We start from the raw sequence: 19,180 nt of genomic DNA, 5'->3' as shown, positions 1-19,180 counted from the left end.
TGCCCATGGCTCTTTCCGATATCGCCCGCAAAGTCGAATTCACTGTAAATTCCCTCTCGCTCAAGCGCTCGGCGCGCAAAGGGTGGCAACCCAGCATCACTGGCTATGCCGGTTACGGCAATGAAGAATTCGTCCGTGTTCTGGGCCGTGTCCTCATGCATGACCCGACGGCTGAAGAAACGGATACCTGGGCGCAGCGTGGCTACCGCCAGTTCTTCACCATTCAGGTCACAGACCACGAGGTCGAAGTCACGGTTGGTGGGAAGACGGTATCGGGAACCACGAACGACAACGGCTACATCGATATCCTCGTCTACAACCACGGCCTAGAGCCCGGCTGGCACGAGGTCACCATCCGTGCCAAAGGCGCGGACGCGGTGACCTCGGAAGTGCTCATCGTGGACAAGGACACCACGTTCGGCGTGGTCAGCGACATAGATGACACCATCATGGTGACGTGGCTCCCGCGCGCAATGATTGCAGCATGGAACTCGTGGGTTAAACGCACCAATACCCGCACCCCCGTCGAAGGTATGGCACGGTTCTACCGGGAAATCGCCCAACATCACCCCGATATCCCCTTCATTTACCTCTCCACCGGCGCCTGGAACACCTACGACACCTTGGTTAACTTCATGGCGGAGAAGGGCTTCCCGCGTGGTCCCCTGCTGCTGACAGACTGGGGCCCTACCCCCACCGGCCTCTTCCGCAATGGTCAGGAGCACAAGCGCGTGCAGCTCCGCAACCTCTTCATTGCTTTCCCGAAGCTCCGCTGGCTGCTCATCGGCGACGACGGTCAGCACGATCCTCTTACCTATGCAGACGCGGCGGCGGAGCACCCCAACCACGTAGCGGCCGTGGCGATCCGCAACCTCAGCCCACAGGAGCAGCTGCTCGCACACGGTTCGCTCGCGCCTTTGGTGAAGGTCAACGAGCAGACCTCCTTCGATATCCCACTCATTCAGGGGACGGATGGCAACGTTCTTGCCCGCGCTTACCGCGAGCTGCGATTGAGCGACTAAAGCTCGTTAGAAACAAAACGGCGCGCAGGCCCAGAGACTTCCTCAATGCTAAGGACTTCTCCGGAGCATGCGCGCCGTGACGACTAGCGTCCTAGCTCACAGTGTGAACAATCATAACGTCACAGTCAGACTGACGTGCGACATCCGCCGGAACCGAACCGAGGAGGCGGCCGGTCAGGGAGTTAATTCCGCGGTTACCGACGACGAGCAGGTCTGCCTTGTTGTCGTTGACGATGGACATCAGGGCCTGAACCGGGGTTCCCGGGCGCACAGCGGTCTCCACCTTCGTCACGCCGAATTTCTCTGCGTGTTCCTTGCCGGAAGCGAGGTTGGCCTGGGCCTTCTCATCACCGAGAATCGTCACGGAATCCTGGCGCAGCGTCTTGGAAGCCTGCTCCTGATTCTCGTAGTAGGCGCAACCGATGATGAGGGTGGCATCGAAGGCTGCGGCGATCTTGGCGGCACGCTCCACTGCGAGCAAGGAGGACTTGGAACCGTCGGTACCGACCACGATCTTGTTGTAATCGCTCATGATGACCTTTCTTCGCTGGCCCCAACCGTGGGGCCACCGCTTGACAAAATTTTAAAGCTTTTGCGCACCAGCTAGTCTAACAACGCTGGCGCGTTCACGTCGATCAGCGCGCACGAGGATACGCGCGCGGTGCACTGCCCTAGTCAGTGGTGTTGACCACCACGACGTCGGCGTGGGCCTTGCGCGTGAGCTCCGTCGCTACGGAGCCAAACACTCGACCGCGCACCGAGTGAATTCCCTTGTTGCCCACGACGAACATATCCACGTCGTAGTCCTTGCCCACCTCGAGGAGCGAATTCACGGGGTCACCAGACTTAGCAATGATTTCAATGCGCTTCGCACCCTCACCGTGCGCGATCTCCGCAGCATTGCTGAGGAAGCTTTCCGACATCTCCTCGCTCACCACCGGTACTCGTGCGTCCTCCGAGTTCGGGGCGCCGAGCATCGAACCAGAGTGGTTGTAGAAAGCGGACACGATAATCAGCGTCGCGTCATAGGCGCGCGCCATGGATGCGGCAGAACGGACAGCGCGCATGGAAGTCTGAGAGCCATCGGTTCCGACGGCGATGACGTTGTAGCTCAGCATGATTCTCCTTATAAGTAGCGATTAATCCTTAACAGTATGACACGGCCTTCTACGCAGAGATTGGTTTTACCCGCATATTGAGTAGGCAAATTTCAGCACTGGGCGCGCCATTAGATCCCGGCCTCCTTAAGACCGCGTTGCTCCTTTTTCAGATCAGCGATCTCATCGCGCAAACGCCCCGCCAACTCGAACTTGAGCTCTCGGGCAGCCTCTCGCATTTGGGTCGTCAGGTCGTCGATAAGCGCCTGCACCTCGTCGGCTGCCATGGAGGACACATCCGGCTTGTCGACGATGGCCGTGGGATCCGCGTCTTGCCCCTGCTCATCGGCGTTCTCATAGACCTGGTCCAAAATGTCGGCGATCTTTTTGCGCAGCGGCTGCGGGTCAATGCCGTGCTCCTTGTTATACGCAATCTGCTTCTCTCGGCGACGCTCGGTCTCCTCGATCGCCTCCTGCATCGAGTCCGTAATTTTATCCGCGTACATGATGACCTCACCGGAGACGTTTCGGGCGGCGCGGCCAATCGTCTGAATAAGCGAGGTGGTGGAGCGCAGGAAACCTTCCTTATCGGCATCCAAGATCGCAACGAGTGAAACTTCAGGAAGGTCGAGGCCCTCACGCAGCAGGTTGATGCCCACGAGGACATCGAACTCACCCAAGCGCAGCTGGCGCAACAGCTCCACGCGCTGGAGCGTGTCAATATCCGAGTGGAGGTAGCGCACCTTGATGCCGTGTTCCAGCAAGTAATCTGTGAGGTCCTCCGCCATACGTTTGGTCAAGGTCGTGACTAGGACGCGCTCCTGCTTCGCGGTACGGGCGCGAACCTCATCGATGAGATCATCAATCTGGCCCTTGGTGGGCTTGACCGTCACCTTGGGGTCTACGAGGCCGGTGGGGCGAATAACCTGTTCCACGAACTCGCCGCCGGAAGCCGTCATTTCGAAATCGCCCGGTGTGGCCGACATGTAGACGGTTTGGCCGACGCGCTCCTCAAACTCATCGAAGGTCAACGGCCGGTTGTCTACGGCAGAAGGAAGACGGAAGCCAAACTCCACGAGGTTGCGCTTGCGCGCCATATCGCCCTCAAACATGCCGCCGATCTGCGGGACGGTCACGTGAGACTCATCGATGATGGTGAGGAAGTCCTCTGGGAAATAATCCAAGAGCGTCGCCGGCGCGGAACCGGCGGGGCGGCCATCAACGTGGCGCGAGTAGTTCTCAATGCCGGAGCAAAAGCCCACCTGCTCAATCATCTCGAGGTCGTATTCGGTACGCATGCGCAGGCGCTGCGCTTCGAGCAACTTGCCGCGGTTCTCCAGCTCGGCGAGGCGCTCCGCGAGCTCCTCCTTGATGTCCTCAATGGCACGGGCCATACGCTCTGGGCCTGCTACGTAGTGGGTCGCGGGAAAAATCCGCACCTCATCGACCCGCTCCAGAACATCACCCGTGAGCGGATGGATGTAATAGAGCTCGTCCACGTCATCACCAAAGAACTCGATGCGTACCGCACGCTCTTCGTAGGCGGGGATGATATCCACGGTATCGCCCTTGGCGCGGAAGGTTCCGCGCGTAAAGCCCACGTCATTGCGCTCATACTGAATATCGACGAGCAGACGCAGGAAGCGATCGCGGTCAATTTCCTCCCCTTCCTCGAGCACGACGGAGCGGTCAAGGTAGGACTGCGGGGTGCCAAGGCCATAGATGCAGGACACTGAGGAGACGACGACGACATCACGGCGAGAGAGCAGGGCCGACGTTGCCGAGTGGCGCAGGCGCTCCACGTCCTCGTTGATAGAGGAATCCTTCTCAATGTAGGTGTCCGTCTGCGCGATATAGGCCTCCGGTTGGTAGTAGTCGTAATAGGATACGAAATACTCAACCGCGTTGTGTGGCAGGAGTTGGCGCAGCTCATTTGCCAGCTGTGCTGCCAGTGTTTTATTTGGTGCCATCACCAGTGTCGGGCGCTGCTGCTGTTCAATGAGCCACGCAGCGGTCGCTGACTTACCGGTGCCCGTGGCACCCATGAGGACGACGTCGCGCTCTCCGCGGTTGAGGCGTTCGTTGAGTTCCGCGATCGCCGCAGGTTGGTCACCGGCGGGCTGGTACTCGGACTCAACACGAAACTCGGCCGAGCGGCGCTCAACTTCGCCGACTGGGCGGTGTTCAGAGACCGGCAGGATAGGGTGTTCAGCAGCAAAAGCCATGCCGACCAGTCTAACGCGGCGCGGACGAAACCGGCTAGGACAGCGGCTTAGGGCAGCGCCGCACGCGTGGTGCGCAGCCACAGCTCGAGCTCACCGGTGGTCTCCCAGAGCGCATAGATTGCGGATTTGTCCGGCTCCATCGCCGTGTTGATCCGCTTGCGCAACCACGCCCGAGTCTGCGGTGTGCGCAGCGCCTTGACAGCGTCAGCGCTGATCCCCGGGGGCAGCTTGTCGGTCGGCGCCGTGGCCAGCGCTCCCAAGGCGATGACAATCTCGGCGTCGTCGATATCAATGGGCGAATCCACGCAGCTCTTTTTGAATGCATCGAGGTCGAAGGAACCGTCACGAATATCCGCGAGCACTTCGCACGCGGCATGATTATCAAAAGGCCCAACGTCCCAGGTTCCCATGAAGGGGGAGAATAAACCGCTTACATGAACGGGATGAGAGCAGCAGGTAAATTTTACCCGCCATATCCTTTAAAAGTTCCTGCCTTCCTTTAGAATCGGCTGGCATGAAGTTCCGTTCCCTTGCCAGCACCCTGACGATTGCCGGGCTGCTCCCCCTCGCCGTACTAACCCAGACACCCTCGGCCTTCGCCGCGCCGTGCACACCCTACTCGAAGTCTGGTAGCTTTACCTCCACTCCGAAGGCTTCCGGTCCAGCCGGTGGATCCTCTCTCGGTGGGCTCGATGCACTCTTCGGCAGCTCCTCCCGTTCGGGAAAGCCGGGAGAGTCTGCGAATGGGCAGCGCAGCAACTATAACCAGCGCCAAATCACTGACGGGCCCACCCAGATCATGCAGCTGATCACCGGTTCCGGTTCACCCAACCGCACGGATCAAAAGTTTGGCATCTCCGGGACCGATCTGGGCATCGCCTACTCTGATGACGCAGGTCATTCCTACTACGTCTTCGGTGACTCCATGGACTGCGTCGGCCAGGGCGATGGTTGGCGTTCTAACCTCCTGTTGCGCACGACGGACCACGATTATGGCGACGGCCTACGTCTCGAGGAGGCACTGACTACTGGCGGCTGGTCCGACAATGGCCGGGCAAAGGAGTTCATTCCTTCACAAAAGGTTGGGGATGCCGATACCAACGGTGAGCGCACCACGATCCCCACCGCGGGCATCGTTGTTGACGGCGTGCATTACGTTGACTACATGTCCGTGCGCTCGTGGCACGACCCGAACACAGGCTGGTCCACCAACTATGCCGCGACGGTGAAGTCCACCGATGGCGGAGTCACGTGGCGCGCGGTTCCGGAGGCCACACGCACCAACGCTAGCCACGGTGCGAACGCGCCCATCCCTGGCGGGGCCAACTATCGCGCCGGTTTTGAGAAACTACAGCAATCGGCCTACATCGAGCACGGGGACTATGTCTACCGCTTCACCACGGGCAACGGCCGCCGCGGCCCCGCTTACCTATCGCGCGCACCAAAGTCGGAATTCCCCAACGAACGTGCCTTCAGCTACTACTCTGATGGCTCCTGGGTAAAGGACCCCGCACAAGCTAGCGAAGTGCTTGACGGTAAGGTCTCAGAGCTCTCCGTCGCCTACAACCAGTACTTGGGCAAGTTCGTCACCATGTACGGGGTGGAAGGTGAAGGCATCGTCATGCGCACTGCGGATAGTCCGGAGGGACCGTGGTCGCCACGCCGCATGCTAGTCAGCGCCGAGACCACAAAGGTCGTCAGCGGCCAACCTCTCAACGACACCTACGCGCCCTTCGTGCTGCCAAACCAGGATGATCAGCACCTGTATTACACGCTAACGTCGTGGCGCGACTACAACACCATGCTTATGCGCACGGACCTCGATTTTGTGGGTGAAGACATGGAAAATAATGACCACATCGCCGTCTCAGACGTCGTAGCAACGCGATAGTTAGAAAGAGATTCTTAGCTATCGGGTGGGCCTAGGAGTGCATGCAGCTTCTCGACGACCCCCGCGACCTGCCCATCGAGCGCTTCGCGGGGGCCGTTATTATCAATGACGAAGTCGGCGGCGGCGCGGCGCACATCATCCGGGATCTGCGCGGCTATCCGGCGACGTGCATCGTCCTCATCCAGCCCGCGGTACTCGACAAGTCGGCGCACCCGCTCCTCTGCGTCGACGTCGACGACGATGGTGGCGTCCATGTCCTTGTGCAGGCCCTTATCAACTAGAAGCGGCATGTCATAAACCACGAACTCGGCACCACCTTGGCGAGCTGCCTCGAAGCGTTCCTGGGTTTCTTCCTGGATACGCGGGTGGGTAATGGAGTTGAGAACAGCGGTTTTCTCGGCGCTGGCAAAAGCGCGGGAGGCCAATCGACCGCGATCAAGGCTCCCATCGGGGAGCAGAACGTCCTGACCGAAGGCCTCCGCCAGCTCAGTGAGTGCCGGCTGGCCTGGCTCAACGATGTCACGGGCGATGCGGTCTGCATCGACCAGTACCCAGCCTTCCTGCACGAGGAGTTCCGCTACGGTGGATTTTCCGCTGCCGATTCCGCCGGTAAGTCCAATCAGTTTCATACCGGCTTAGGATACGCGAAAGGCCGTCTCTCCCCCAGCGGGGAAAGACGGCCTTTCCTAAGAAGCAATGTCCTTAGTTGCCAGCGAGCTTGTCGCGAAGAGCAGCGAGCTGCTCGTCGGATGCGAGGGAGCCGCCAACCTCTGCCTGAGAATCGGATGCCGGAGCTGCATCCTGGGACTCAGAAGAGTAGTTGGAGTTGGCAGCGGACTCGGCGGCCTCAGCAGCTGCAGCACGGTTGCGCTCGATCTGAGCGGTGTGCAGGTTGAAGCGACGCTCGGACTCGGCGTAGCGAGCCTCCCAAGCCTGACGCTGCTCGTCGTAGCCCTCGAGCCACTCGTTGGTCTCCGGGTCGAAGCCCTCCGGGAACACGTAGTTGCCCTGCTCGTCGTAGGAGTCAGCCATGCCGTACTTGGACGGATCGAACTCGTCGGTGTAGTCCTCATCTGCCTGCTTAACGGACAGGGAGATGCGGCGACGCTCGAGATCGATGTCGATGACCTTGACCATGACTTCCTGGCCAACGTTGACAACCTGGTCCGGAACCTCCACGTGGCGCTGAGCCAGCTCGGAGATGTGGACGAGGCCCTCGATGCCCTCCTCGACGCGAACGAAGGCGCCGAACGGAACGAGCTTGGTGACCTTGCCCGGGACGATCTGGCCCACAGCGTGGGTGCGGGCGAAGACGCGCCACGGATCCTCCTGGGTTGCCTTCAGGGACAGGGACACGCGCTCGCGGTCCAGGTCGACGTCGAGAACCTCGACGGTAACCTCGTCGCCCACGGTGACAACCTCGGACGGGTGGTCGATGTGCTTCCAGGACAGCTCGGAAACGTGAACCAGGCCGTCGACACCGCCGAGATCGACGAAGGCGCCGAAGTTGACGATGGAGGAGACAACGCCCTTGCGGACCTGGCCCTTCTGCAGCTGGTGCAGGAACTCGGAGCGGACCTCGGACTGGGTCTGCTCGAGGTATGCGCGGCGAGACAGGACAACGTTGTTGCGCTGCTTGTCCAGCTCGATGATCTTGGCCTCGAGCTCCTGGCCGATGTACGGCTCCAGGTCGCGAACGCGGCGCATCTCAACGAGGGAAGCCGGGAGGAAGCCACGGAGGCCGATGTCCAGGATGAGACCACCCTTGACAACCTCGATGACGGTACCGGTAACCGGCTCTTCCTTGGCGTGCAGCTCTTCGACGGCGCCCCAAGCGCGCTCGTACTGTGCGCGCTTCTTGGACAGGATCAGACGGCCTTCCTTGTCCTCCTTGGTGAGAACAAGAGCGTCGATCTCGTCGCCGACCTCGACAACCTCATCCGGGTTGACGTCGTGCTTGATGGAGAGCTCGCGGGACGGGATGACGCCTTCGGTCTTGTAACCGATGTCGAGCAGGACCTCGTCGTGGTCAACCTTGACCACGGTGCCCTCGACGATGTCACCATCGTTGAAGTACTTGATGGTGGCGTCGACAGCTGCGAGGAAGTCCTCTGCGGTTCCGATGTCGTTGATCGCAACCTGAGGGGTGTTAGAAGTTGGCATGTAGTTATGCTCCGAATAAACGTAGGAGATCGTAATTGGACAGTTACGCATCTCTTGAAAAGCGTCATTAAGCAGCGCACATACGCAAGACTTAAGATGGATTTCAATCCCGACTCGCAGCCGTGCCAAGCTCTCCTACAGTAGCCCAGCGCGTCCCGAGTCATAGACACGCCCGTACAACCCTACATCCTCGCAGCTAAAACGGCAAATACGACACGAAAAAGAAATTGGGGGAGGAACAATGTCTTCAGCATCGTTTTCTGCATCCGCAGCCAATCGTGATTTTTGGGATGATGACGCCGACTCCTACCACGCGGAACACCCCGAGTATCTATCCTCTTTCTTTTGGTGCCCGGAGATGCTGCATGAGGCTGACGCGCAGCTGCTTGGCGACGTCTCCTCCGCTACCGTCCTCGAGCTCGGCTGCGGCTCCGCGCCGTGCACGCGGTGGCTGCAAGGACGCGCGCGCTTTGCGACGGGCTTCGATCTCTCGTCTGGAATGCTCTCCCATGCCGAGACTGGTCTACCACTCGTTCAAGCAGATGCCCTCGCACTTCCCTATCGCGATGAAGTCTTTGACATCGCTTTTTCTGCCTTCGGGGCCCTTCCCTTCGTAGCCGACCTAGACCTAGCTCTGCGCGAGGTCCACCGGGTCCTGCGCCCACGTGGCCGCTTCGTCTTTTCTGTGCCACACCCGATGCGCTGGGTCTTCCCCGACGATCCCCAGGTCCTCACCGCAGCGCTGTCCTATTTCGAGCGCGCCTACCTCGAGCAGGATGCCAACGGCGAGCTCACCTATGCTGAGTTTCACCGCACGATGGGCGATTGGGTGCGAGCGCTCCAGGTGCGCGGTTCATTTGAAATTCACAACCTCATCGAGCCCGAGTGGCCAGAGGGCCTCGACATCACTTGGGGCCAGTGGTCTCCTGAAAGGGGAGCCATTTTCCCCGGTACCGCCATCTTCGTCTGCGACGCGCGCTAAGCCGGATACCGCCCACCCTGTTGCCGAGTCTGCCGGTCGCAGCGAACTAAGCTGGCAGTCATGCTTCAAGAACGCCTCGGGATCTTTCTGCGCCGCACGGTGGCGTGGTGGATCGACGCCTTCCTTGCCGCCGCCGTGATCGTGGTGCTCAAGTGGCTCATCAACCTCAGCACCGATGGCGCCCTCACAGGCAGGGCGGGCGCCATATATGACATCGTCGCCCTCGCCCTCGTCTTCTACGTCTACCGTGTGTGGGCGGAGGCGACAAAGCAGACCTCCCTGGGCAAGTGGTCGCTGAAGCTGGAGGTCATCGCCGAGCGTCCCGGCATCGCCAGCGCTGCAATTCGCAACAGCTGGCTACTCCTCACCCTTGTTGCACTGACAGGACTCCCCTATGTTGAGGCAACCATTTTGGCCATCCTCGGATTGAGCGTCCTACTGCTGGGACAAACTCCCTTCGATCTCCTCGCCGGGTGCTTGGTGGAGCGCCGCACGCCCACCGAGGACGAGCGCGCGGTGGGCTTGACTTAAATCCCTAAAGCGCTCCCTAGTGCGCTGCGGCATCCCAGTTCTTGCCCACGCCCACGGAGACTTCGAGGGGCACGGTCAACTCGATAGCCTTGTCCATCTCGTGTTCGAGGATGCGCTGGACTTCCTCGGTTTCACCTGTCGCCACCTCCACGACGAGTTCGTCGTGAACTTGGAGGAGCACGCGCGAAGCCATGCCTTCCAAAGCCTTGTCCACGCGGATCATGGCGACCTTGATGATGTCTGCCGCTGTGCCCTGGATGGGCGCATTGAGGGCCGCACGCTCGGCGTTTTCGCGCGCCACACGGTTATCGGAGTTGAGCTCCGGTAGATAGCGGCGGCGCCCGAAGACCGTGGAGGTGTAGCCATCCTTGCGGGCCTGCACGACAACCTCATCGAGATAGCGCTTCACGCCACCGAAGCGTTCGAAATAGCTCTCCATGATCTCCTTGGCTTCACGTGCCGGGATACCTAGCTGCTGCGACAGACCATAAGCGGAAAGACCATACACAAGGCCATAGGACATGGCTTTGACGCGGCGGCGCAGCTCCGGCGTGACCTCATCCACCGGAACGTCAAAGACCTTGGAGCCGACGTAGTTGTGCAGATCCTCGCCCTCACGGTAGGCCTCGATAAGGCCCGGATCAGCAGACAGGTGCGCCATAACGCGCATCTCGATCTGCGAGTAGTCCGCCGTAATCAGGGTTTCATAGCCTTCCCCCACCACAAAGGCCGAGCGAATCTGGCGCCCCGCCTCCGTGCGCACCGGAATGTTTTGCAGGTTCGGCTCCGTGGAGGACAACCGGCCCGTTGAGGTCACAGTCTGGTTGAACGTGGTGTGGATGCGGCCATCCGGCTGGATGGTCTTGATGAGCCCCTCCAGCGTCGTTTTCATCTTCTGATACTCGCGGTGCGCCAGCAGGTGGTCCAAGAAGGGGTGCGGGTGGGTAGCAGCGAGCTGCTCGATTTCCTTGGCCGCGGTGGAATAGCCGGTCTTGGTCTTCTTCGTCTTTGGCATATCGAAGGTCTCAAAAAGCACTGCCTGCAGCTGCTTCGGGGAGTTCAGATTGAGGGAATCGTCACCAGCGAGCTCGCGGGCAGCGCGCTCTTGCTCGTTAACCTGCTCGATGAAGGCATCGCGCTGCGTCTCCAGGACGTCTCGGTCCACCGCGATGCCGGCGGCTTCCATACGCGCCAGGATGCTCACCAGAGGCAGCTCGAGGTCGGTATACAGCTCGAAGGAATCAATCTCCTGGAGTTGACTCGTCAATTCTGCCGCCAGCTCCATGATGGCGCCGGCCTGTTCCACAAGCTGATTGTCATCCAAGAGGGAGAGCTGCTCCGTGGCAGCCCCGAGGGACTTCTGCAGATGGCGCTGGTACACATCCGTCAAGGCGTAGGTGCGCTGGCCCGGCCGCAAGAGATAGGCGGCGAGAGCGGTGTCGTGGGCAATTCCTTGCAGCTCGATTCCCCGGCCGGACAACATATGCCATGCCGCCTTTGCCTCGTGGAGGTACTTCGGCGCATCCGATTCCAACCAAGCAGCCAGTGCGGCGTCATCGGCCGCGTCCAGGTCCGCCAATTCAATCTGGAGTCCCTCGAAGGAGGAATCGACGAGTGCTAGTGCGGCGGCATCACCCGCGCCCGGTGTTCCGTCGCCTTGCACGAAGACCGCTACGTGTTCTTTGTCTTCGAGCCACTCAGCCAGCGGAGTGTCTACCACGGTCACCGATACGTCTGGTGCCTCCTCAGCCGCCGCGGCTTCAGCTGCTGCGTCATGCGGTACGGCGTTGAGAACCCGCTCGCGCAGATTCGTGCCGAATTCCAATTCATCAAAGCGAGCTGCCACCTCGCTAGCCACGGCACCCTTAAAGCCGAGGTCCGCCGGGCCGACCTCGAGGTCCATATCCGTCACCATTTGCGTGAGCTGTCGGTTGAGCTTGACCTGTTCGATGCGATCGCGGAAGTTTTGCCCCGCCACGCCCTTTATCTCCTCGGCGTGCTCGATGAGGCCATCCAAAGAGCCGTACTGCGTGATCCACTTCGTGGCGGTCTTCTCCCCCACCTTCGGGACAGACGGCAGGTTATCGGAGGGGTCCCCGCGCAGGGCTGCGAAATCTGGGTATTGCTCGGGGCTGAGGCCATACTTCTCTTCTACTGCCTCCGGGGTAAAGCGGTGCAGCTTGGAGACTCCGCGCATGGGATAGAGGACGGTCGTGGAGTCGTCGACAAGCTGCAAATAGTCGCGGTCACCAGTGACCAGGAAGGTCTCATAATCCGCGCCGGCCTGAGTGGACAACGTAGCCACGATGTCGTCAGCTTCGAAGTTATCGCGCGACAGCGTAGTGATTCCAAGCGTCTCCAAAACCTCACGGATGAGCTCGACCTGGCCGCGGAACTCTTCGGGGGCGGCTTCACGCTGCGCCTTATACTCCGGGAACATCTCCGTGCGGAAGGTCTTTCGCCCCACATCGAAGGCCACCGCGACAAAGTCCGGCTTTTCCTCAGTCAGAATGTTCGCCAACATGGAAAGAAAGCCATACACCGCATTAGTGTGCTGACCGCCCGAGGTGGAGAAGTTCTCTGCGGGCAGTGCATAAAATGCGCGAAAGGCCATGGAGTGGCCATCAATGAGCAGGAGTCGAGGCTGAGAAGTAGTCACCCGGCCCATCCTAACGTGTTGCGCTCAATGACACCGTCGAGGGCCACAGGCAGGCAATTAGGTTCGAATTGGTCCGCTGCGCTAGTATCGTTGCTTGTGCGCCCCTGTAGCCCAATTGGCAGAGGCAACGGATTCAAAACCCGTGTAGTGTGAGTTCGAGTCTCACCAGGGGCACAATTCCACCCCACAACAGAGCTTGTTGTGGGGTGTTAGCGTTTTCAACGGAAAGGAACCCGTCGCCATGCGTCGCACTATCATCGCTGTGAGCACCGCCATTGCCCTCACCGTAGGCGGCACCGCCGCTGCTACTGCTGCCGAATCTAGCGCGGACAAGCAGATATCCACCAAGGTTGAAGGATCTTCTTACTATCAAGAACTGCGCAAGTCCACGGCTTCCTCCAACGATCCTCAGCTGAATAATTTCTACGCAGTGCTTCTCGACGGCCTCGTCGGCCTCACTGTCTTCGCCATCCTGGGATCGATCTACGGCGAAGTATCCAAGCGCCTGCCGATGTAAAAGGCGTATATCCTTCTACTGATTGAATAGTTTGCATAAGCCTGCGTTGAGGTGAGAGAATAAAAAGTCATCTGCTCACCCGCTCTTCCCGGCACGGCAATCCCACCGGGTAGACAGTCAAGGTTACTTTCGGTTTATGCATTATCTTTTCAACGCCATTCGCGGCGCCCTTATTGGCATGGCCGAGTTAGTCCCCGGAATCTCCGGCGGCACCGTTGCGCTCATCGTCGGCATCTATGAGCGCGCTTTGCATAACGCCAATGATCTCATCTCCGGCCGTTTCAAGAAGGTCGAATGGGGCTTCCTCGTCTCCGTTGCCGTCGGCATGTTCGTCGCCGTTTTCGGCTTCTCCACGATCCTCCATAACTTTGTGGAGGGCCAGGTTTCGCTATCCAGCGCGCTCTTCCTCGGCATGGTCGCCGTGTCTATCATCGTGCCGCTGAGCATGATGTCGCGCGTTTCACCCGCGTCCATCGCCGCGCTTGTTATCGCCGCCGTCGCAATCTTCTTCGTCACCGGCTTCACCTCCACCCCAGTGGAAGACCCCAACCTGCTCGTGGTTTTCCTAGCGGCCATGGTGGCTGTGTGCGCGCTCGTTCTTCCCGGTGTGTCAGGCTCCCTCATTTTGCTGACCATGGGCCTCTACGCGCCGATTATCGGTGCGGTCTCAGACCGCAACATGGTCGTCGTGGGTGTCTTCGCACTCGGCGCGGTGTGTGGCCTCGCAGCTTTCGTCAAGGTGTTGAACTACCTGCTGGATAATCACCGCGATGTCACCCTTGCAGCCATGGCTGGTTTCATGCTCGGCTCCCTGCGTGCGTTGTGGCCGTGGGGCGCTGACCAAGACGCCTCCACACCACTGATCCTGCTTATGTTCGCGATTGGTGGCATTATCGTGGCCATTTTCATCGTTGTGGACCGGCGCAAAGCCGCTAGCTACCAAGAGAGTTAAAGCATGAGAAAGAAAACGGCCATCATCGTGGGCGCTGCCGGGTTGCTAGCATCCGCAACCCTCTCCGGCTGTGTTACCAACGTGGAGCCGGCGCTGCCGGAAGGCTGGTCTGCGCCCAACGTGGACGAAGTTCCCGAGATTGCCGCGATGTACGAGGATGCCGATGGCGTCCTTACAGTAGGCACGAACCCGCCTTTTGCGCCTTTCGAATTCAAGGATTCCGACGGCTCGATCATCGGCCTAGAGATGGACTTGGCCAATGCCGTCGCCCAAGTATTGGGGCTTGAATTTCAGCCGGTGGAGCAAGACTTCTCTATGATTCTGCCGGCGGTCCAAGCCGGACAAATCGATCTGGGCGGTTCCGGATTCACCGATACCGATGAGCGGCGCGAGAACTTCGATTTCGTCGATATTCTTTATGCCGGCATTCAGTGGGCGAAACTCACCGATGGCCCCAATGACGTGGACCCATCCAACCCCTGTGGCCTCACCGTCGCGGTGCAGCGCACCACGGTATCGGAGACCGACGATCTGCGCCCCAAGCAGGAAGCCTGCGACGGCGACCTGACCATTCTTCCCTATGACACGAGCGATAATGCCGCCCTAGCGGTCCTGATGGGGCGCGCTGATGCTCTCTCAGCGGACTCCCCCGTTTCTGCCTGGGCTGTTAACCGCTCAGATGGACGTATGTCCATGGTCGGCGAAATGTTCGACGCGGCACCCTACGGCTTCGCCGTGCCCAAGGATTCTGACCTCGGACCCGCCGTGGCCGCGGCACTCCAACACCTCATCGACACCGGAGCCTATGCAGAGATACTCAATAAGTGGGGCGTCGACGAGGGCCTCGTCGAGCACGCAATGATTAATGAAAGGCCGATCAATGACTAACTCCTCTCTCCCGGCAGCGTCGGAGTCGTCGGCTTCGACTACCCCAGAAAAGATCGAAGCCCGCCCACTGCGCCACCCCTGGCGCTGGGTCTTCGCTACCCTCCTCGCGCTGCTTGCAGTGTGGTTCATCATCTCCTCGGCGCGCAATGAGGCCTTCGGGTGGGGCACGTATTTCCAGTATCTCTTCGATACTCGGATTGCCACCGCTGCGCTGCACACCATTGCCATTACGATCCTGGCGATGATCATCGGCGTCGTGGGCGGCGCTGCCCTCGCGGTGATGCGCATGTCCCCCAACCCTGTGCTGGGAGGCGTGTCGTGGGTCTTCCTGTGGCTCTTCCGTGGCACGCCAATCTACGTACAGCTAGTTTTCTGGGGTCTACTTTCAGCCCTCTACCAATCCATCAACCTAGGATTCGCGGAGATTTCCCTCACCGAGGTTCTCAATAACGCATTCCTTCTTTCCGTTTTGGGCTTGGGCCTCAACGAAGCCGCATACATGGCGGAGATTGTCCGCTCCGGTATCTCCTCCGTTCCGGAAGGCCAGAAGGAAGCCAGCAAGGCCCTGGGAATGGGCTGGTGGATGACCATGCGCCGCACGGTGCTGCCGCAGGCTATGCGCATCATCATCCCGCCGACCGGCAATGAGTTCATTTCTCTGCTCAAGACTTCCTCCCTTGTGGTTGCCATTCCCTACACCGCCGAAATCTTTGGCCGCGCTACGGATATCTCCGCTGCGCTCTTCGAGCCCATTCCGCTTCTGATGGTGGCCGCGACGTGGTACCTGGCCATCACCTCTCTGCTCATGGTGGGCCAGTACTTCCTGGAGCGCCGCTTTGAGCGCGGCGCCACCCGCGAGCTCACCGGCCGCCAGCTGGCCGCGCTAGCGGATGCCGAAGGAACTATCCCCCGCAACGTCTCTGTCATCCCGGAGGTAAAGAACTAATGACCACCCCCATGATCTCCGCGCAGAATGTGCACAAATCCTTCGGCCAGCTCGAGGTTCTTAAAGGAATCGACCTCACCGTCATGCCCGGCGAGGTCACCTGTCTCTTGGGTCCCTCCGGTTCCGGCAAGTCCACCTTCCTGCGCTGCTGCAATCACTTAGAGAAGGTCACGGCCGGCCGACTCTACATCGACGGCGAGCTCATCGGTTTCCGCGAGCGCAACGGCGTCCTCTATGAGATCTCCGAGAAGGAAGCCGCCGCCCAGCGCCAGGATATCGGCATGGTCTTCCAACAGTTCAACCTGTTTAGCCACCGCACCGTGCTGGAAAACATCATCGAGGCACCGGTCCAGGTAAAGAAGCAGAGCCCAGAGCAAGCCAAGAAGAAGGCCATGGAGCTGCTGGAAAAGGTTGGCCTCGCGCACAAGGCGGAGGCCTACCCGGTGCAACTGTCTGGTGGTCAGCAGCAGCGTGTCGCCATTGCCCGTGCGGTTGCCATGGACCCGAAGCTGATGCTTTTCGACGAGCCCACTTCCGCCCTCGACCCCGAGCTCGTCGGTGAGGTTCTCCGCGTCATGAAGGAGCTTGCCGCCGATGGCATGACCATGCTCGTTGTTACCCACGAGATGGGCTTTGCCCGAGAGGTCGCCGACACCATTGTCTTCATGGATGGCGGCAGCGTCGTCGAAACCGGCACCCCGGAGCAGGTCTTGGACAACCCGCAGCACCAGCGCACGAAGGATTTCCTCTCTTCGCTGCTCTAGCGCGCTGCACTGCAACCACCGACGCACGCGCGGCACCACCGCCGCAACTGCCCTAGTTGCCAAAGTTATGCGCCGCCATCGCGGCGAGAGCAATGGTTTTGGCAACTAGGGCAGTTTATTTTGCTCAAGAACCGTTCCAACGTGGCGAAAGCCAGCTAAAAAGCGAAACCCCGACCAGTCCGAAAAGGATAGCTGGCCGGAGTTTAGGGCTTTAGGGAAAGACGTAGGCTCTACTCGGAGACGCCTTCGTCTTCCGCAGTCTCAGCGGGCTCCTCAGAGTCCTCGGCAGAGGCCGAGGCCATCGGGCTATCCGCGGACTGGGCTTGGATGACGTCATCCAGCACCGCGTGGATGTAGGGCGCGGCCTTGTCATTGGAGTACTCCGAGGCAAGCTCTACGCCTTCGACGAGCGCAGTCGCGTTGGGAACATCCGCGTTGAAGAGGATTTCCCATACCGCTACGCGCATGATCGCGCGGTCAACAGCAGGGATGCGCTCGAGGGACCATTCGCTTGAAAGGTACCGGGCGATGGCGTCATCGATAGCGTCCAACTCTTCAGCTGCGCCGCTGACGATCTCGCGGGTGTACTCAGCGATCGGCGCCACACCATTTTCCGGATCGCGGGCAAGCTCGACGCGGTCCTCCACGATTGCTACCGGATCAACATCGCGAGACTCTGCCTCGAAGAGGATATCTGCGGCTCGGCGGCGCGCACGGTAGCGCGCCGTGTGACGCTTATAATTAGGCTCTGGCTGGGTCATCTTAGTTGTTAACGCGAGACAGGTACTCGCCAGTACGGGTATCGATCTTGAGGGTGTTACCGGTCTCAATGAACAACGGAACTTGGATCTCAGCACCGGTCTCGAGCGTCGCCGGCTTAGTGCCGCCGCTGGAGCGGTCACCCTGCAGGCCCGGCTCAGTGTGCTCCACCTTCAGGTCAACGGAGATCGGCAGCTCACCGAACAGAGCCTCACCGTCGTGGAAGGAGACCTGGACGCGCATGTTTTCCAAAAGGAACTTGCCGGCGTCGCCGAACTTGTCAAATGGCAGCTCGTACTGCTCGTAGGTCTTATCATCCATGACCACGTAGTTCTGGCCATCGTTGTACAGGTAGGTCATGTCGCGGCGGTCGACGTTAGCGGTCTCCACCTTCACGCCAGCGTTGAAAGTCTTGTCCGTTACCTTGCCAGAGACCACGTCCTTGAGCTTGGTACGCACAAAAGCTGGGCCCTTGCCCGGCTTCACATGCTGAAACTCGACAATCTGCTGCAGCTTGTTGTCGATCTTCAGAACGAGACCGTTCTTGAAATCAGTGGTATCTGCCATGAAATGACTCTCCCAAATTACTTGTAGTCGAAACTATGAAAACAGTGTCTAAGCATACCGTACGCACGGCACCAGCGGAGCGAAGGGGTGCTGGCTACAGCACCTGAAGTTCCTTCGGGTAGGGCGTAATGATCTTCGGCGCACCGGAGGTAATGAAGAGGCTGTCCTCGATACGAACACCGCCCTTGCCCGGAACGTAGATGCCTGGCTCGATGGTCAGCGTCATACCTTCAGCCAACTCGCCCTTCCCGGTCTTTGCTGCGGAGGGGCCTTCGTGCACGTCAAGCCCGATGCCGTGGCCGGTGGAGTGGACGAAGTACTCGCCATAGCCGGCCTCGGTAATGATATCGCGGCAGGCCGCGTCGACGTCGACAAGCTTCGCGCCCGGCACCGCAGCCTCGACGCCTGCTTCCTGGGCTCGCAGGACGATGTCGTAGATTTCACGGGCAAAGTCAGTGACCTCACCGATGACAAAGGTGCGTGTGCAGTCGGAGTTAAAACCGCGCAGGTGAGCGCCGAAATCAATCGTGACCAAGTCACCCTTGCGCAGCTCACGGTCATCTGCACCATGGTGCGGCTTAGCGGAGTTTTCGCCGGAGGCCACGATGGTGTCAAAGCTCACGCGCTCCGAACCGAGCATGCGCATGCGGTATTCCAGGTCAGCAGCGACCTGTCGCTCCGTGCGGCCAGCAGCTACCTCACCAGCCTCGATGAGCTCGGTGAGCGCCTGGTTTGCCAAAGCGGCAATTTCTTCCAGTTTCTGGAGTTCAATGTTGTCCTTGACCAGGCGAATCTTCTCAATCACCCCGGTGACGGGTACCAGCGTTACGCCTTCGGGCTTTGCCTTCTCCAGACGCTCGAGCTGTGCGACAGTGACATAGTCCGCCTCGTAGCCAACCCGCAGATCATCGGATGCCTTCTCCAACAGGTGCGGGCCCACATCGCGGCCAAGGCTGGCTTCGATATCCGGGACTTCCTGTGCAATCTGGGTTGTGTAGCGACCATCAGTTGCCATGAGTGCGGAGAGATCTTTGCGGAGCAACAAACCGCCATTCGAGCCGGAAAAACCTGTCAGGTAGCGCACGTGCGTCAAGTGGGTAACAATAATGGCGTCAATACGCTGGCCGGACAGCTCGGTCATAAGCTTGCGGCGACGGTTGCTATAACGAGTATCGGCTAATGCCATGAGAGAACCACTCCATTCATTTTCAAGCGAT

At 59.8% G+C, this 19,180-nt stretch carries 19 protein-coding genes and 1 tRNA gene; 10 read left to right on the top strand and 10 right to left on the bottom strand.

Features of this window, described 5'->3' with window-relative positions:
* The first annotated feature begins 5 nt into the window (after positions 1-5).
* On the top strand, positions 6-1,022 hold the full coding sequence (locus HMPREF3056_RS02270; protein ID WP_070513280.1) for an App1 family protein: 1,017 nt from the start codon (positions 6-8) through the stop codon (positions 1,020-1,022).
* A gap of 91 nt (positions 1,023-1,113) precedes the next feature.
* Here HMPREF3056_RS02270 and HMPREF3056_RS02265 read toward each other — a convergent pair whose 3' ends face one another.
* From HMPREF3056_RS02265 to HMPREF3056_RS02250, 4 genes are all read right to left on the bottom strand, one after another.
* Positions 1,114-1,554 carry a universal stress protein gene (locus tag HMPREF3056_RS02265; RefSeq protein WP_046648537.1) on the bottom strand — a complete coding sequence of 147 codons (441 nt, stop codon included), beginning with the start codon at positions 1,552-1,554 and terminating at the stop codon, positions 1,114-1,116.
* Positions 1,555-1,693: 139 nt separating this feature from the next.
* The gene (locus HMPREF3056_RS02260; protein WP_010190093.1) at positions 1,694-2,140 is read right to left on the bottom strand and encodes a universal stress protein; all 447 of its coding nucleotides are present in this window, start codon (positions 2,138-2,140) and stop codon (positions 1,694-1,696) included.
* A gap of 110 nt (positions 2,141-2,250) precedes the next feature.
* Positions 2,251-4,344, bottom strand: a complete 2,094-nt coding sequence (gene uvrB, locus HMPREF3056_RS02255; protein WP_070513278.1) for an excinuclease ABC subunit UvrB — start codon at positions 4,342-4,344, stop codon at positions 2,251-2,253.
* A 47-nt stretch (positions 4,345-4,391) separates the two neighbouring features.
* Entirely contained in the window at positions 4,392-4,754 is a 363-nt protein-coding gene (locus HMPREF3056_RS02250) for a DUF4259 domain-containing protein (RefSeq protein ID WP_070513277.1), read from the bottom strand.
* Between the two features lie 104 nt (positions 4,755-4,858).
* On the opposite strand from HMPREF3056_RS02250, the gene HMPREF3056_RS02245 reads away from it, so the two are divergent.
* Positions 4,859-6,235 carry a DUF4185 domain-containing protein gene (locus tag HMPREF3056_RS02245; RefSeq protein ID WP_070754017.1) on the top strand — a complete coding sequence of 459 codons (1,377 nt, stop codon included), beginning with the start codon at positions 4,859-4,861 and terminating at the stop codon, positions 6,233-6,235.
* Positions 6,236-6,249: 14 nt separating this feature from the next.
* Here HMPREF3056_RS02245 and coaE read toward each other — a convergent pair whose 3' ends face one another.
* On the bottom strand, positions 6,250-6,864 hold the full coding sequence (gene coaE, locus HMPREF3056_RS02240; protein ID WP_070513270.1) for a dephospho-CoA kinase: 615 nt from the start codon (positions 6,862-6,864) through the stop codon (positions 6,250-6,252).
* A 73-nt stretch (positions 6,865-6,937) separates the two neighbouring features.
* On the bottom strand, positions 6,938-8,398 hold the full coding sequence (gene rpsA / locus HMPREF3056_RS02235; RefSeq protein ID WP_010190105.1) for a 30S ribosomal protein S1: 1,461 nt from the start codon (positions 8,396-8,398) through the stop codon (positions 6,938-6,940).
* Between the two features lie 241 nt (positions 8,399-8,639).
* Here rpsA and HMPREF3056_RS02230 point away from each other — a divergent pair, with 241 nt between their 5' ends.
* Both HMPREF3056_RS02230 and HMPREF3056_RS02225 read left to right on the top strand, forming a co-directional pair.
* Positions 8,640-9,380: a class I SAM-dependent methyltransferase gene (locus HMPREF3056_RS02230; RefSeq protein WP_070754016.1), complete on the top strand. Its 741-nt coding sequence runs from the start codon at positions 8,640-8,642 to the stop codon at positions 9,378-9,380.
* Between the two features lie 60 nt (positions 9,381-9,440).
* Positions 9,441-9,911, top strand: a complete 471-nt coding sequence (locus tag HMPREF3056_RS02225) for an RDD family protein (protein ID WP_070754015.1) — start codon at positions 9,441-9,443, stop codon at positions 9,909-9,911.
* Between the two features lie 16 nt (positions 9,912-9,927).
* On the opposite strand, the gene polA is transcribed toward HMPREF3056_RS02225, so the two are convergent.
* Entirely contained in the window at positions 9,928-12,579 is a 2,652-nt protein-coding gene (gene polA, locus HMPREF3056_RS02220) for a DNA polymerase I (RefSeq protein WP_070545655.1), read from the bottom strand.
* 91 nt (positions 12,580-12,670) lie between these two features.
* Between polA and HMPREF3056_RS02215 the strand changes: the two genes are divergently transcribed.
* The 6 genes from HMPREF3056_RS02215 (at position 12,671) to HMPREF3056_RS02190 (ending at position 16,637) form a co-directional block, all read left to right on the top strand.
* Positions 12,671-12,744 (top strand) — tRNA-Leu (locus HMPREF3056_RS02215).
* A gap of 67 nt (positions 12,745-12,811) precedes the next feature.
* Entirely contained in the window at positions 12,812-13,087 is a 276-nt protein-coding gene (locus HMPREF3056_RS02210; protein ID WP_046648545.1) for a hypothetical protein, read from the top strand.
* A 136-nt stretch (positions 13,088-13,223) separates the two neighbouring features.
* Positions 13,224-14,039, top strand: a complete 816-nt coding sequence (locus tag HMPREF3056_RS02205) for a DUF368 domain-containing protein (RefSeq protein WP_070545652.1) — start codon at positions 13,224-13,226, stop codon at positions 14,037-14,039.
* Positions 14,040-14,042: 3 nt separating this feature from the next.
* Positions 14,043-14,927 carry an ABC transporter substrate-binding protein gene (locus HMPREF3056_RS02200; RefSeq protein WP_049154587.1) on the top strand — a complete coding sequence of 295 codons (885 nt, stop codon included), beginning with the start codon at positions 14,043-14,045 and terminating at the stop codon, positions 14,925-14,927.
* Positions 14,920-15,873, top strand: a complete 954-nt coding sequence (locus HMPREF3056_RS02195) for an amino acid ABC transporter permease (protein ID WP_046648548.1) — start codon at positions 14,920-14,922, stop codon at positions 15,871-15,873. The genes HMPREF3056_RS02200 and HMPREF3056_RS02195 overlap by 8 nt, the downstream gene beginning before the upstream one ends.
* Positions 15,873-16,637 carry an amino acid ABC transporter ATP-binding protein gene (locus tag HMPREF3056_RS02190; RefSeq protein WP_049154586.1) on the top strand — a complete coding sequence of 255 codons (765 nt, stop codon included), beginning with the start codon at positions 15,873-15,875 and terminating at the stop codon, positions 16,635-16,637. Before HMPREF3056_RS02195 ends, HMPREF3056_RS02190 begins: the two co-directional genes overlap by 1 nt.
* A gap of 230 nt (positions 16,638-16,867) precedes the next feature.
* Here HMPREF3056_RS02190 and nusB read toward each other — a convergent pair whose 3' ends face one another.
* The 3 genes from nusB to HMPREF3056_RS02175 form a co-directional block, all read right to left on the bottom strand.
* Positions 16,868-17,398 (bottom strand): transcription antitermination factor NusB, encoded by a 531-nt coding sequence (gene nusB / locus HMPREF3056_RS02185; protein WP_049154585.1) that lies wholly within the window; start codon positions 17,396-17,398, stop codon positions 16,868-16,870.
* Position 17,399: 1 nt separating this feature from the next.
* Positions 17,400-17,963 carry an elongation factor P gene (gene efp, locus HMPREF3056_RS02180; protein WP_046648551.1) on the bottom strand — a complete coding sequence of 188 codons (564 nt, stop codon included), beginning with the start codon at positions 17,961-17,963 and terminating at the stop codon, positions 17,400-17,402.
* 94 nt (positions 17,964-18,057) lie between these two features.
* On the bottom strand, positions 18,058-19,149 hold the full coding sequence (locus HMPREF3056_RS02175; protein ID WP_070516956.1) for a M24 family metallopeptidase: 1,092 nt from the start codon (positions 19,147-19,149) through the stop codon (positions 18,058-18,060).
* Positions 19,150-19,180 lie beyond the last annotated feature (31 nt).

Origin of the sequence: Corynebacterium sp. HMSC056F09, assembly GCF_001815785.1 — a bacterium.
Lineage (GTDB): Bacteria > Actinomycetota > Actinomycetes > Mycobacteriales > Mycobacteriaceae > Corynebacterium > Corynebacterium hiratae.
The sequence above is the reverse complement of the archived record's forward strand: the minus strand, read 5'-3'. Positions and strand labels throughout refer to the sequence as shown.